This window comes from Streptomyces sp. NPDC089424 (assembly GCF_044749345.1).
GTDB lineage: Bacteria > Actinomycetota > Actinomycetes > Streptomycetales > Streptomycetaceae > Streptomyces.
The window spans coordinates 281,560-296,036 of sequence record NZ_JBIVHU010000007.1 but is presented as its reverse complement, the minus strand read 5'-3'; the positions used below and the strand labels follow the sequence as shown (position 1 = coordinate 296,036).

The following is a 14,477-nucleotide window of genomic DNA, read 5'->3' as shown; positions in this document are numbered from 1 at the left end:
CGGCGTGCGGCGGGGGCGCCCGCAGCCCCCTTGCACGGGGGAGTGAACGGATCACTGCCCCGTTCACCTGCCCCGGACACCCCACGATTCATCCGAGCTGTTCCCCTTTCGTACACCTGTGCTCACAGCGAATCGCGCAGCCACTGCTCCACGCTCGCGATGTGCACCGTGGCCCAGGAGCGGGCCGCCTCCGCGTCCCGGTCGCGCAGCGCGGCGAGGATCGCCCGGTGCTCGTGCAGGGTGCGGCTGACCGCGTCGCGCTGGGTCAGGCCACGCCAGATCCGGGCCCGGGTGGTGGGCCCGGACAGGCCGTCGAGCAGGGAGCACAGCACCGAGTTGCCCGACGCCTGCACGATGCTGCGGTGGAACTCCAGATCGCAGGCGACGAGTTCCTCGACCGAGGGCGCACCGCCGAGCGCGTCCAACTGGGCGGTGAGCACGTCCAGTTCCCGCTCGCCGATGCGCGCGGCCGCCATCGCCGTCGCGGCCGGCTCCAGGATGCGCCGCACGGCGAGGAACTCCAGCACCGTGTCGTCGCGGTGGAAGTCGACGACGAAGCTCAGCGCCTCCAGCAGCAGTTGGGGGTCCAGGCTGGTCACGTAGGTGCCGTCGCCCTGGCGCACGTCCAGGATCCGGATCAGCGACAGCGCGCGTACGGCCTCCCGCAGCGAGTTGCGCGACAGGCCCAGGTCGGCGGCGAGCTCGCTCTCCTTGGGCAGCCGGTCGCCGGGCCGCAGCGCGCCCGAGACGATCATGCCCTTGATCTTCTCGATCGCCTCGTCCGTCACTGCCATGGCCGGCCTCCCTGTCGCCCAGACCTCCGAGGTCTTCGCCACATTATGCGGCCTCACCAGCGGCGACGGCCCGCTCCGCGGCTTCCCGCGACGGGCACGCGCAGGGGGCGGCTCCCTCGGCGGGGAGCCGCCCCCTGCGTCGCAGCGGCTACTTCTTGTCGAGCAGGCCCTGGACCTTCGCGCGGACGTCGTCGGTGGCGAGGCCGCGGATCGTCAGGGTCGTACGGCGGCGCAGCACGTCGTCGGCGGTCTGCGCCCACTCGTGGTCGCGGGCCCAGACGACCTGCGCCCAGATCTCCGGCGCGTCCGGGTGCACCCGCCGGGCGAGCTCCGGGTCGTCGTTGGCGATACGGGCGATGTCGAAGGCCAGCGAACCGTAGTGCGTGGCCAGGTGCCTGGCGGTGTCGGCCGCCATCCGCGGGCCGGGGGCCGGGCCGTCGACCAGGAGCCGGTGGGCGACCGCGCGCGGGTTGGCGACGCCCGGCAGCGGCAGCTTCTTCGGCAGCGAGGAGATCGGCTCGAAGTCCTCGCCGAGCGGGTGTCCGGGCAGTGACTCCAGCTTCTTCATGATCGTGCGGCCGATGTGGCGGAAGGTCGTCCACTTGCCGCCCGCCACCGACAGCATCCCGCCGCGCCCCTCGGTGACCACCGTCTCGCGCTTGGCCTTGGCGGTGTCGCCGGGGCCGCCCGGCAGCACCCGCAGACCCGCGAAGGCGTAGGTGATGAGGTCCCGGTCGAGCTGCTGGTCGCGGATGGAGAAGGCCGCCTCGTCCAGGATCTGGGATATGTCCCGCTCGGTGACCGAGACGTCCGCCGGGTCGCCGTCGTACATCTCGTCGGTGGTGCCCAGCAGCAGCATGTCCTCCCAGGGGAGGGCGAAGGTGATGCGGTACTTGTCGATCGGGGTGGCGAGCGCGGCCTTCCAGGGGGCGGTGCGCTTCAGGACCAGATGCGCGCCCTTCGACAGACGGATCGACGGGGCGGCATTCGGGTTCTCCATCCGGCGCAGGTGGTCCACCCAGGGACCGGTCGCGTTCAGTACCAGGCGGGCGTCGACGCCGAACTCGTCGCCGGAGAGGCGGTCGCGCAGCTCGGCGCCGGTCACCCGGCCCTGGGTGAAGCGCAGGCCGGTGACCTCGGCGTGGTTGAGGACGACGGCGCCCGACTCGACGGCCGCGCGGACCGTCATCAGCGCCATGCGGGCGTCGTTCATCTGGTCGTCGCCGTACACGGCCACGGCCTTGAGGTTCTCGGTGCGCAGCTCGGGCACGTCCGCCTGCGCCTTGGCGGGGGAGAGCAGGTGGCCGACACCGTCGCCGAAGGCGGACAGCATCGAGTACGCGAACACACCCGCGCCGAGCTTCGCGGCGCCGTGCGGGCCGCCCTTGTACACGGGGAGGTAGAAGGTGAGCGGGTTCGCCAGGTGGGGGGCCACCTGGCGGGAGACCGCACGGCGCTCGAAATGGTTCTCCGCCACCAGCTTCACCGCGCCGGTCTGCAGGTAGCGCAGACCGCCGTGGAGCAGCTTGGAGGAGGCGGAGGAGGTGGCTCCGGCGAAGTCGCCGGCGTCGACCAGGGCCACCCTGAGGCCGGACTGCGCGGCGTGCCAGGCGGTGGAGATGCCCAGGATGCCGCCGCCGATCACGAGAAGGTCGTACGACGCCTTGGAGAGCTGCTCCCGGGTCTCGGCGCGGCTCGGGTTCGAGCCGGAGGCCGGGTGCGTACCCAGGGCAGGCACGGACTGCAGGGTGGACTGGCTGGTCATGTGGGGTTCTTACTCCTCGTCGGCCGACGGTGCGTCGGCGCTCGTCGGATCAGCTCTCGTCTTCGTCGAGCCAGCCCATGGTCCGCTCGACGGCCTTGAGCCAGTTCTTGTACTCACGGTCGCGGTCGGCCGCGTCCATGCGGGGGGTCCACTCGGCGGCCCGGCGCCAGTTGGCGCGCAGGTCGTCGGTGCTGTTCCAGAAGCCGACGGCGAGACCGGCGGCGTAGGCGGCGCCGAGGCAGGTCGTCTCCGCGACCATCGGGCGCACCACGGGGGCGTCCACGAAGTCCGAGAGCGTCTGCATCAGCAGGTTGTTGGAGGTCATGCCGCCGTCGACCTTGAGGGCCGTCAGCTCCACGCCGGAGTCCTTCGTCATGGCGTCGGCGATCTCCCGCGTCTGCCAGGCGGTGGCCTCCAGCACGGCACGCGCGAGGTGTGCCTTGGTGACGTACCGGGTCAGGCCGGCGATCACACCGCGGGCGTCGGAGCGCCAGTACGGGGCGAACAGGCCGGAGAAGGCCGGGACGAAGTAGGCGCCGCCGTTGTCCTCGACGGTCAGCGCGAGCGTCTCGATCTCGGCGGCCGTGGAGATCAGGCCCATCTGGTCGCGCATCCACTGCACCAGCGCACCGGTGACCGCGATGGAGCCCTCGAGGGCGTAGACCGGCTTCTGGTCGCCGATCTGGTACCCGACGGTGGTCAGCAGGCCGCTGTAGGAGTTGATGATCTTGTCACCGGTGTTCATCACCATGAAGGTGCCGGTGCCGTACGTCGACTTGGTCTCGCCCTCGGAGAAACAGGTCTGCCCGAACAGGGCCGCCTGCTGGTCGCCCAGCGCCGAGGCGACCGGGATGCCGCCGAGCAGGTCGCCCAGCTTGCCGCCGGTGATCTCGCCGTAGACCTCGGCGGAGGAGCGGATCTCCGGCAGCATCGCCACCGGGACGCCGATGGACTCGGCGATCTTCTCGTCCCACTGCATGGTGTGCAGGTTCATGAGCAGGGTGCGCGAGGCGTTGGTGACGTCCGTGACGTGGTGGCCGCCGTTGACGCCGCCGGTCAGGTTCCAGATGACCCAGGTGTCCATGGTGCCGAAGAGGATGTCGCCGGCCTCGGCGCGCTCCTTGAGGCCCTCGACGTTGTCGAGCAGCCAGCGGGCCTTGGGGCCGGCGAAGTAGGAGGCGAGGGGGAGGCCCGTCTCGCGGCGGAAACGGTCCTGGCCGACGTTGCGGCCGAGCTCCCGGCACAGGGCGTCGGTGCGGGTGTCCTGCCAGACGATGGCGTTGTGGACGGGCTCACCGGTGTTCTTGTCCCACAGCACGGTGGTCTCGCGCTGGTTGGTGATGCCGATGGCCTTGATGTCGTCGCGGGTGATGCCGGCCTTCTCGACGGCTCCGGCGACGACCTCCTGGACGTTGGTCCAGATCTCGGTGGCGTCGTGCTCGACCCAGCCCGGCTTGGGGAAGATCTGCTCGTGCTCCTTCTGGTCGACGGAGACGATCCGTCCGTCCCGGTCGAAGACGATGCAGCGGCTGGAGGTCGTGCCCTGGTCGATGGCTGCGATGAAGGGGCCGGCCGTGTGGGCGTCGGTCACTGTGTGCTCCTGGAGGTCCGTGTGTCTGGGGCTGTGTACGGCGTGGTTCCTGCGGCCGGGGGAGTGGCCGCTGCGAGGGCGACCCGCTCTAGACGAAGGCGAGGTTGTAGAGGCCCGCGGCCGCCGCACCGCCGATCAGCGGGCCGACCACCGGGATCCAGGCGTAGCTCCAGTCGGAACCGCCCTTGTTGGGCAGGGGCAGCAGGGCGTGCACGATGCGCGGACCGAGGTCACGTGCCGGGTTGATGGCGTAACCGGTCGGGCCGCCGAGCGAGAGGCCGATGCCGACCACGACGAGGGCGACGAGCAGACCGCCGAGGGTGCCAAGACCGTTGCCCGCGTCGTTGAGACCCTGCGTGAGGATGGCGATGACCAGCACGAACGTGCCGATGATCTCGGTGGCGAGGTTCATCGCCACGTTCCGGATCTCCGGTCCGGTGGAGAAGATGCCGAGGACCGGGCCGGCGCCCTTCTCCCGGGCCTCCACCGCCTTGGCGTCGCCCGCGTCCGTCGAGCCGACGATCTCGCTGTCGGTGAGGTGCGCGTGGAACTGGCCGTAGTAGGCGATCCAGACGAGGGCCGCGCCGATCATGGCGCCGAGCAGCTGACCGCCCCAGTAGACCCAGACGTTCGCCCAGTCGTCGTTGGCGATGGCGAGGCCGAGGGTGACGGCCGGATTGAGGTGGGCGCCCGACAGCGGCGCGGAGATGTAGACGGCCGTCATGACCGCGAAACCCCACCCGAAGGCGATCGCGAGCCAGCCGGCGTTTCGGGCCTTGGAGGCCTTGAGCACCACGGCGGCGACGACGCCTCCGCCGAGGAGGATGAGTATGGCGGTACCTATGGTCTCGCCGATGAAGATGTCGGAGCTGGACACCCGCGACTCCTTTGTCCTGTCCAGGGGAGTTGAACCCCGCGTCCCTTCCGGGGTCCGTCGGCCCTTGGCGTCATCACACTCTAACGCGTATTGCCGGTAGGTGTTCGACAATGCCGACCGATGGACGGGAGTCTTGCCTCGGCGTTACGCGCCGTCAAGAGGTCTCCTGACGAAAGCGCGATGGTGGTGGGTTGTGTTGAGTTATGAACCCATCGACACGGTAGGTCGATCTATGACCAATATGTTCTGTTTTGGGCAGACCGGCAGCCGGAACGCCTCCCGGCGTCCCGGTCTGTCCTGCGCGATATCGCGTATGTGCTGGTCAGTGCCCCATGGCGGTCAGAACCGGCCGGCGCCCAGATCGCGCGAGACCGCGCGGGCGCAGTCCCGCACGGCGGCGATCAGCTCGGGCCGCAGCTCCCCGTCCCGGCCCAGCCGCTCCACGGCGCCGGTGATGCCGACCGCGCCGACGGGCATGCGCCGCCGGTCGTGGATGGGCGCGGCGACGGACGCGACGCCCTCCCAGGTCTCCTCGACGTCCGCGGCGTACCCCCGCGCGCGGGTGAGGTCCAGGACGTGCTCGAAGGCGCTGAGGTCGCACACCGTGCGATCCGTGAAGGCCTTGCGGTCGGATTCCAGCGCCTCGCTGTGCGCGACCGGGTCGTAGGCCGACAGGACCTTGCCCAGGGCGGTGGAGTGCAGCGGCTGCATGGCGCCGATCTCCAGCACCTGCCGGCTGTCGTCGGGCCGGAAGACGTGGTGCACGATCAGCACGCCCTGCTGGTGCAGCACCCCCAGGTAGACGCTCTCGCCGCTGGAGCGGGCCAGGTCGTCCGTCCACACCAGCGCACGCGCGCGCAGTTCGTGCACGTCGAGGTAGGTGGTGCCCAGCCGCAGCAGCTCGGCGCCCAGCTGGTAGCGGCCGGAGGCGTCGTCCTGCTCGACGAAGCCCTCCTGCTGGAGGGTGCGCAGGATGCCGTGGGCCGTGCCCTTGGCGAGACCCAGCGCCGAGGCGATGTCCGACAGGCCCAGCCGCCGTTCACCGCCCGCGAGCAGGCGCAGCATCGCGGCCGCCCGTTCGAGCGACTGGATGTTCCGTGCCATCGCCGTCCTGCCTCCGTCCCCTTCGACCGTCGAGCTGCGACGTCGCTGCCGCCGTACGGCAATGTCCACTGTTCGGCAATGCCGAACACTACCGGTCCATGCCGACCTCCCGCCAATGGGCGGTCGACAGTTGTCCTGTCGCCGGTACACCGGAGCCGGCGGGGACGCCACGCCGGTCCGTCCCGTGGACGCCCCTGACCCTAGGCGCCCGGTCCCGGCTACGCTGGCCGCGTGCGCCCTCCCACGGGACGTTCCACCGGAGCATCCCGGGAAGGCGCAAAGCCGACAGCCGTCGCATTCCAGGGAGCCCCTTACATGGCCTCGTCGCCGCAGACCCCCGTCACCGACAGCCGGACCCGTGCGTCCGCCCTCCGTGAGGCACTCGCCACCCGTGTGGTGGTGGCCGACGGAGCGATGGGCACCATGCTCCAGGCGCAGGACCCCACACTGGAGGACTTTCAGAACCTCGAAGGCTGCAACGAGGTGCTGAACGTCACCCGCCCGGACATCGTCCGCTCGGTGCACGCCGAGTACTTCGACGTGGGTGTCGACTGCGTCGAGACCAACACCTTCGGCGCCAACCTCTCCGCCCTCGGCGAGTACGAGATCGCCGACCGGATCGTCGAGCTGTCCGAGGCGGGCGCGCGCATCGCCCGCGAGACGGCCGACGACTACACGCTGCGCACCGGACAGCAGCGCTGGGTGCTCGGCTCGATGGGCCCCGGCACCAAGCTGCCCACCCTCGGCCACACCACCTTCGCCGCGATCCGCGACGCCTATCAGCGCAACGCCGAGGGCCTGCTCGCGGGCGGCGCCGACGCCCTCCTCGTCGAGACCACCCAGGACCTGCTCCAGACCAAGGCGTCGGTCGTCGCCGCCCGCCGGGCCATGGAGACGGCCGGGTACGACGTGCCCCTGATCGTCTCGGTGACCGTCGAGACCACCGGCACCATGCTGCTCGGCTCCGAGATCGGCGCGGCGCTGACCGCGCTGGAGCCGCTCGGCATCGACATGATCGGCCTGAACTGCGCGACCGGCCCGGCCGAGATGAGCGAGCACCTGCGCTTCCTCGCCCGGCACTCGCGCGTCCGCCTGTCCTGCATGCCCAACGCCGGCCTGCCCGTGCTGACCTCGGCCGGGGCCCACTACCCGCTGACCGCGCCGGAGCTGGCCGACGCCCAGGAGAACTTCGTCCGCGACTACGGCCTCTCCCTGGTCGGCGGCTGCTGCGGCACGACGCCGGAGCACCTGCGCCAGGTCGTCGAGCGGGTCCGCGACCTCGCCCCCGGCGAGCGCGCCCCCCGCCCGGAGCCGGGCGCCGCCTCCCTCTACCAGTCGGTCCCGTTCCGCCAGGACACCTCGTACCTGGCGATCGGCGAGCGCACCAACGCCAACGGCTCGAAGAAGTTCCGCGAGGCCATGCTGGACGCCCGCTGGGACGACTGCGTGGAGATGGCCCGCGAGCAGATCCGCGAGGGCGCGCACCTGCTCGACCTGTGCGTGGACTACGTCGGCCGGGACGGCGTCGCCGACATGGAGGAGCTGGCCGGCCGCTTCGCCACCGCCTCCACCCTGCCGATCGTCCTCGACTCCACCGAGGTCGACGTCATCCGGGCGGGCCTGGAGAAGCTCGGCGGCCGCGCGGTGATCAACTCCGTCAACTACGAGGACGGCGACGGCCCCGAGTCCCGCTTCGCCAAGGTCACCCGGCTGGCCCAGGAGCACGGCGCCGCGCTGATCGCGCTGACCATCGACGAGGAGGGCCAGGCCCGCACGGTCGAGAAGAAGGTCGGCATCGCCGAACGGATCATCGACGATCTGACCGGCAACTGGGGCATCCGCGAGGAGGACATCCTCATCGACTGCCTCACCTTCACGATCTGCACCGGCCAGGAGGAGTCGCGGGGGGACGGTGTCGCCACCATCGAGGCGATCCGCGAGCTCAAGCGCCGCCACCCCGCCGTGCAGACCACGCTGGGCCTGTCGAACATCTCCTTCGGCCTCAACCCGGCCGCCCGCATCCTGCTCAACTCCGTCTTCCTCGACGAGTGCGTCAAGGCGGGCCTGGACTCGGCGATCGTGCACGCCTCGAAGATCCTGCCGATCGCCCGCTTCGACGACGAGCAGGTCAACACCGCCCTCGACCTGATCCACGACCGCCGCAGCGAGGGCTACGACCCGCTGCAGAAGCTGATGGAGCTGTTCGAGGGCGCCACGGCGAAGTCGCTGAAGGCGGGCAAGGCCGAGGAACTGGCCGCCCTGCCCCTGGAGGAGCGCCTCCAGCGGCGCATCATCGACGGCGAGCGCAACGGCCTGGAGCAGGACCTCGACGCGGCCCTCCAGGACCGGCCCGCCCTGGACATCGTCAACGACACCCTCCTGGAGGGCATGAAGGTCGTCGGCGAGCTGTTCGGCTCCGGCCAGATGCAGCTGCCGTTCGTGCTCCAGTCCGCCGAGGTGATGAAGACCGCGGTGGCCTATCTGGAGCCGCACATGGAGAAGACCGACGACGACGGCAAGGGCACGATCGTGCTGGCCACCGTGCGCGGGGACGTGCACGACATCGGCAAGAACCTGGTCGACATCATCCTGTCCAACAACGGCTACAACGTCGTCAACCTGGGCATCAAGCAGCCGGTCTCCGCGATCCTGGAAGCCGCCGAGGAGCACCGCGCCGACGTCATCGGCATGTCGGGCCTCCTGGTGAAGTCCACCGTGATCATGAAGGAGAACCTGGAGGAGCTCAACGCCCGGGGCCTGGCCGCCAGCTACCCGGTCATCCTCGGCGGCGCCGCGCTCACCCGGGCGTACGTCGAGCAGGACCTGCACGAGGTCTACGAGGGCGAGGTCCGCTACGCCCGGGACGCCTTCGAGGGCCTGCGCCTGATGGACGCGCTGATCGGCGTCAAGCGCGGCCTGCCGGGCGCGAAGCTGCCGGAGCTGCGCCAGCGGCGGGTACGGGCGGCGGCCGCCGTCGAGGTGGAGGAGCGCCCGGAGGAGGGCCACGTCCGCTCCGACGTCGCCACCGACAACCCGATCCCCGAGCCGCCGTTCCGGGGCACCCGGGTGATCAAGGGCATCCAGCTCAAGGAGTACGCGTCCTGGCTCGACGAGGGCGCGCTCTTCAAGGGCCAGTGGGGCCTGAAGCAGGCCCGCACCGGCGAGGGACCCTCGTACGAGGAACTGGTCGAGACCGAGGGCCGGCCCCGGCTGCGCGGGCTGCTGGACCGGCTCCAGACGGAGAACCTGCTGGAGGCGGCCGTCGTCTACGGCTACTTCCCCTGCGTCTCCAAGGACGACGACCTGATCATCCTCGACGACGCCGGCAACGAGCGCACCCGCTTCACCTTCCCGCGCCAGCGCCGCGGCCGCCGGCTCTGCCTGGCGGACTTCTTCCGCCCGGAGGAGTCCGGTGAGACCGACGTCGTCGGGCTCCAGGTCGTCACCGTCGGCTCGCGGATCGGCGAGGAGACCGCCCGTCTCTTCGCGTCCGACTCCTACCGTGACTACCTGGAACTCCACGGACTGTCCGTGCAGTTGGCCGAGGCGCTCGCCGAGTACTGGCACGCGCGCGTGCGTGCCGAACTCGGCTACGCCGGCGAGGACCCGGCCGATATCGAGGACATGTTCGCGCTGAAGTACCGCGGCGCCCGCTTCTCGCTGGGCTACGGTGCCTGCCCCGACCTGGAGGACCGGGCGAAGATCGCGGCCCTGCTGGAGCCGGAGCGGATCGGTGTGCAGCTCTCGGAGGAGTTCCAGCTGCACCCCGAGCAGTCCACGGACGCCATCGTGATCCACCACCCGGAGGCGAAGTACTTCAACGCACGGTGACCGGGCACGACGCCGTGACCTGCCACACCGCGCGCTGATCGGATTAGTCGTACACTGGTCGGTCCACAGTAGGCCGGTTCCCTACCCGGGAACCGGCCTGCTCGTCCCTCCAGGAGGTACGCCGGATGACGACGACCGTCCCCGCTATCGGCACCCGTACGGCCGAAGGCTCCGCGCTGCAGGCCGTGCTCCTCGACATGGACGGCACCCTGGTGGACACCGAGGGCTTCTGGTGGGACGTGGAGCGCGAGGTCTTCGCCGGCCTCGGGCACACCCTCGACGACGCCTGGCGCCAGGTGGTGGTCGGCGGTCCGATGACCCGCAGCGCGGGGTTCCTGATCGAGGCGACCGGCGCCGACATCACCCTCGCCGAGCTCACCGTGCTGCTCAACGAGGGCTTCGAGGACCGCATCGACCGGGCGCTGCCGCTGATGCCGGGAGCCGCGCGCCTGCTGGGCGAGCTGGCCCTGCACGAGATCCCGACGGCCCTGGTCTCGGCCTCCCACCGCCGCATCATCGACCGCGTCCTCGGCATCCTCGGAACGGAGTACTTCGCCCTCACGGTGGCGGGCGACGAGGTCGCGCGCACCAAGCCGCACCCGGACCCGTATCTGTTCGCCGCGGCCGGGCTCGGTGCCGATCCGGCCAGATGCGCGGTCGTCGAGGACACCGCGACCGGTGTGGCCGCGGCCGAGGCGGCGGGCTGCCATGTGGTCGCCGTCCCCTCGGTGGCGCCGATCGCCCCGGCCGCGCGGCGCACCGTGGTGCGCTCGCTCGAAGAGGTCGACCTCACCTTCCTGCGCAGCCTGCTCAACTGACGACGCGCACGCGGCCGGGCGCCCGAGGCGGCGTCCGGGGCCCGCACACCGGGCGAACAGCACGGCACGGGCGGGGAATTCGCGCGGTGCGGATGGCTGAATTCCGTGGGCACGCTCCCAGTTGCCAGTGTGACGTTCCCCACGTCAACAGGGGTCGACAGGGTGGCACGTATGTGCAGCCGGAGCCCATAACGGGGCGGTTGCCCCGCCTTTGTGTCCTGATTCATGGGATGCTGCACGAATCCTTCCCCAGTCGGGTTTTCGGTGCGTCCGCGCCCGGTTTCGCAGCGTGATGGACGCTCAACTCCGGTGGCCGACGGCCCCGTCATGAGGGCGCACTAATCTCATCGCGAGAACCTCACCCCCGTCCCCGTGACCGGCTGCCACACCCCTGCATGCCGCGTACACGGACCTGACAGCTGTGGAGAATCCCGAGCATGAACCGCAAGACCTTGGTGCTGCCGGCCGTGGTCGGACTGCTTGCTCCCGCGCTTGCCGCGTGCGGTGGGTCCGACGGGGGCAGTGACGGTGGTGGCTCGATCGTCGTGGGCACCACCGACCGGTTCATCGCCTCCAAGGACGCCCCCGCACCGCTCGACCCGGCGTACGCGTACGACGTGGGCACCTGGAACGTGCTCCGTCAGACCGTGCAGACCCTGATGGTCCAGCCGCGCGGCGAGGGCGCTCCCGTTCCGGAGGCCGCCGAGAGCTGTGGGTTCACCGACAACGGCAACGAGCGCTACGCCTGCAAGCTGCGCTCGGACCTCAAGTTCTCCAACGGCGACGCCATCACGGCCGCCGATGTGAAGTTCTCCATCGACCGGGCCCTCGCCATCAAGGCCGACAGTGGTGTCTTCGCCCTGCTGTCCACCGTGGACACCGTCGAGGTCAAGGGCGACAAGGAGGTCATCTTCCACCTGAAGACCGCCGACGCCACCTTCCCGTACAAGTTGTCGACCCCGGTCGCGGGCATCGTGAACCCCGACAACTACGAGAAGAACAAGCTGCGCGACGGCTTCGAGGTGGACGGCTCCGGCCCCTACGTGCTCGAGGGCGAGGAGAAGGACGGCGAGCTGGTCCGGGCGGTGTTCACCAGGAACCCGAACTACAAGGGCGCGCTGAAGGTCCAGAACAACGAGGTCGACATGGTCTCGTACGAGGACGCCGAGGCCATGGGAGCCGCCCTGGAGGGCGGTGACATCGACGTCATGACCCGCTCCATGACGCCGGAGCAGATCGAGAAGCTGGCGGTCGCCGACGGCGACGTCGACCTCGTCGAGATGCCCGGCCTGGAGATCCGCTACCTGGCCTTCAACACCGAGGCCCCGACGGTCAAGACCAAGGCCGTCCGGCAGGCCATGGCACAGCTCCTCAACCGCGACGAGCTCGTCTCCGCGGTCTACGGCTCCCAGGCCGACCCGCTGTACTCGCTGGTCCCGGCCTCCATCACCGGCCACTCCAACGCCTTCTTCAACAAGTACGGCGACCCCAGCGTCGCCAAGGCCAAGGGGCTGCTGGAGGAGGCCGACGTCGACACGCCGGTGAAGCTGACCCTGCACTACACGACCGACCACTACGGCTCGGCCACCAAGAAGGAGTTCGAGGAGCTGCGCAGGCAGCTCAACGGCAGCGGCCTGTTCCAGGTCGCGATCGAGGGCGCCCCCTGGGACACCTTCGTGCCGGCCGAGCGCAACGGCGAGTACGACGTCTTCGGGATGGGCTGGTTCCCGGACTTCCCGGACCCCGACAGCTACATCGCGCCGTTCCTCGACAAGGACAACTTCCTCAAGTCGCCGTACGCCAACAACGAGATCCGCGAGAGCCTGATCCCCGAGTCCCGGGGCGAGGCCGACCGTCTGGCCGCCGCCGACAGCCTGAACCGGATCCAGGACATCGTTGCCGAGGACGTGCCCCTGCTGCCCCTGTGGCAGGGCAAGCAGTACGTGGCGGCACGCGACGACGTCACCGGCGTCTCCTACGCGCTCAACTCCTCGGCCACTCTCCAGCTGTGGGAGCTCGGCCGCGGTGTGAGCGGCTGACACCTCCGAGCACGACCGGGTGCCGGCAGGCGGCCCGGGGTACTTCAAGAACGACGTAAGGCAAGCACGTGAACATACGCAACCAGTGGCCGGTCCTGCCGATCGTCGCCGGTCTGGCCACCGGACTGCTGACCGGATGCGGTGCCGAGTCCGGCGACTCCGGGGAGAACGGCTCCAACGTGGTCGTCGGGATGTCGGACGACGTCCTCGCCACCGACCCGGCGTCCGGTTACGACCCAGGCTCCTGGCTGTTGTTCAACAACGTCTTCCAGTCCCTGCTCAGCTTCCCCAAGGGCGGCACCGAGCCCGAGCCGGAGCTGGCCGAGTCGTGCAACTTCACCGACAGCTCGGCGAAGGTCTACCAGTGCACGCTGAAGGACGGCCTGAAGTTCAGCAACGGTGACCCGCTCACCTCGAAGGACGTCAAGTTCTCCTTCGACCGCATGCTGAAGGTCAACGACGAGGCCGGCCCGGCCATCATGTTCCCGATGCTCGACACGGTCGAGACGCCGGACAAGAACACCGTCGTCTTCCGCCTGAAGGTCGCCGACGCCACCTTCCCGAGCAAGATCGCCTCCGGCGCCGGCTCGATCGTGGACCACCGGGAGTACGACGCCGGCACGCTGCGCACGGACGGCCAGGCCGTCGGCTCCGGCCCGTACAAGCTCGACTCCTTCAGCGAGAACGAGGCCGTCTTCTCGGTCAACGAGAACTACCAGGGCACCGCCGAGGTGCAGAACGCCGGCGTCACCCTGAAGTTCTTCCACGGCGACCGCGGCGCGCTGAAGAAGGCGCTGCAGTCCGAGGACGTCGACATCGCCTACCGAGGTCTGAGCGCGAACGACATCGCCGACGTCGAGCAGGCCGACTCCGACTCCGGCGTCAAGGTCATCGAGGGCAGCAGCGCCGAGGTCCAGCACCTGGTCTTCAACATGGACGACCCGGTCGCCGGAAGGCTCGGCGTCCGCCAGGCCATCGCCCACCTGATCGACCGCGAGGCCCTCATGGAGGACGTCTACCAGGGCACCGCGACCCCGCTGTACTCGATCATCCCGGCCGGGATCGCGGGCCACAACACCGCCTTCTTCGACACCTACGGTGCCCGGCCCTCCAAGGCCAAGGCCGAGGCCGCGCTGCGCGCCGACGGGATCACCGACAAGGTGAAGATCACCCTGTGGTCCACCCCGTCCCGCTACGGCCCCGCCACCGACGAGGAGCTGGAGGCCATCGCGGCCCAGCTCAACGGCAGCGGGCTGTTCGCCGCCGACGTGAAGTCGGTCGCGTTCGACCAGTACGAGAAGGACATCGCCGACGGCAAGTACGGCGTGTACGTCAAGGGCTGGGTGCCCGACTACCCGGACGCCGACAACTTCACCGCCCCGTTCTTCGGCGAGGGCAACGTGCTGGCGAACAACTACAGCAACGACACGATCACCGGCTCGCTCATCCCGCGCACGGCCGCGCAGAGCGACCGCGCCGCCACCGACGACGAGTACGGCGAGCTCCAGGACCTGGTCGCCGAGGACGTCCCGCTGCTGCCGGTCTGGCAGGCCAAGCAGTACGCGGTCGTCCGCGAGGAGGTCTACGGCCTGGAGTACTGCCTCGACGCCTCGACCGTCTTCCGCTTCTGGGAGATCAGCAAGGGCTGAGGCCCCCCG

The 14,477-nt window shown here is 70.0% G+C and carries 9 protein-coding genes; 4 read left to right on the top strand and 5 right to left on the bottom strand.

Annotation, left to right across the window (positions count from 1 at the left end):
* Positions 1–122 precede the first annotated feature (122 nt).
* From ACIP2X_RS28410 to ACIP2X_RS28390, 5 genes are all read right to left on the bottom strand, one after another.
* Positions 123–794: a FadR/GntR family transcriptional regulator gene (locus ACIP2X_RS28410; RefSeq protein ID WP_401677869.1), complete on the bottom strand. Its 672-nt coding sequence runs from the start codon at positions 792–794 to the stop codon at positions 123–125.
* Positions 795–942: 148 nt separating this feature from the next.
* Complete coding sequence (locus ACIP2X_RS28405; protein WP_401677866.1) at positions 943–2,559, bottom strand: FAD-dependent oxidoreductase; 1,617 nt, start codon at positions 2,557–2,559, stop codon at positions 943–945.
* Between the two features lie 49 nt (positions 2,560–2,608).
* The gene (gene glpK, locus ACIP2X_RS28400) at positions 2,609–4,150 is read right to left on the bottom strand and encodes a glycerol kinase GlpK (protein WP_401677865.1); all 1,542 of its coding nucleotides are present in this window, start codon (positions 4,148–4,150) and stop codon (positions 2,609–2,611) included.
* An 88-nt stretch (positions 4,151–4,238) separates the two neighbouring features.
* Positions 4,239–5,027, bottom strand: a complete 789-nt coding sequence (locus tag ACIP2X_RS28395) for an MIP/aquaporin family protein (RefSeq protein ID WP_401677862.1) — start codon at positions 5,025–5,027, stop codon at positions 4,239–4,241.
* Positions 5,028–5,366: 339 nt separating this feature from the next.
* The gene (locus ACIP2X_RS28390) at positions 5,367–6,131 is read right to left on the bottom strand and encodes an IclR family transcriptional regulator (protein ID WP_401677859.1); all 765 of its coding nucleotides are present in this window, start codon (positions 6,129–6,131) and stop codon (positions 5,367–5,369) included.
* A gap of 315 nt (positions 6,132–6,446) precedes the next feature.
* Between ACIP2X_RS28390 and metH the strand changes: the two genes are divergently transcribed.
* From metH to ACIP2X_RS28370, 4 genes are all read left to right on the top strand, one after another.
* Complete coding sequence (gene metH, locus ACIP2X_RS28385; protein WP_401677856.1) at positions 6,447–9,962, top strand: methionine synthase; 3,516 nt, start codon at positions 6,447–6,449, stop codon at positions 9,960–9,962.
* Positions 9,963–10,087: 125 nt separating this feature from the next.
* Complete coding sequence (locus ACIP2X_RS28380) at positions 10,088–10,780, top strand: HAD family hydrolase (RefSeq protein ID WP_401677853.1); 693 nt, start codon at positions 10,088–10,090, stop codon at positions 10,778–10,780.
* A 437-nt stretch (positions 10,781–11,217) separates the two neighbouring features.
* Positions 11,218–12,819, top strand: coding sequence for an ABC transporter substrate-binding protein (locus ACIP2X_RS28375; protein ID WP_401677851.1), 1,602 nt, complete (start codon positions 11,218–11,220; stop codon positions 12,817–12,819).
* A 68-nt stretch (positions 12,820–12,887) separates the two neighbouring features.
* Positions 12,888–14,468 (top strand): ABC transporter substrate-binding protein, encoded by a 1,581-nt coding sequence (locus tag ACIP2X_RS28370; RefSeq protein ID WP_401677848.1) that lies wholly within the window; start codon positions 12,888–12,890, stop codon positions 14,466–14,468.
* Positions 14,469–14,477 lie beyond the last annotated feature (9 nt).

What these genes read in the sequence shown, in the direction of transcription:
- ACIP2X_RS28410 (WP_401677869.1), bottom strand. Translation starts at nt 794, where the DNA reads ATGGCAGTGACGGACGAGGCGATCGAGAAGATCAAGGGCATGATCGTC.
- ACIP2X_RS28405 (WP_401677866.1), bottom strand. Translation starts at nt 2,559, where the DNA reads ATGACCAGCCAGTCCACCCTGCAGTCCGTGCCTGCCCTGGGTACGCAC.
- ACIP2X_RS28390 (WP_401677859.1), bottom strand. Translation starts at nt 6,131, where the DNA reads ATGGCACGGAACATCCAGTCGCTCGAACGGGCGGCCGCGATGCTGCGC.
- metH (WP_401677856.1), top strand. Translation starts at nt 6,447, where the DNA reads ATGGCCTCGTCGCCGCAGACCCCCGTCACCGACAGCCGGACCCGTGCG.
- ACIP2X_RS28380 (WP_401677853.1), top strand. Translation starts at nt 10,088, where the DNA reads ATGACGACGACCGTCCCCGCTATCGGCACCCGTACGGCCGAAGGCTCC.
- ACIP2X_RS28375 (WP_401677851.1), top strand. Translation starts at nt 11,218, where the DNA reads ATGAACCGCAAGACCTTGGTGCTGCCGGCCGTGGTCGGACTGCTTGCT.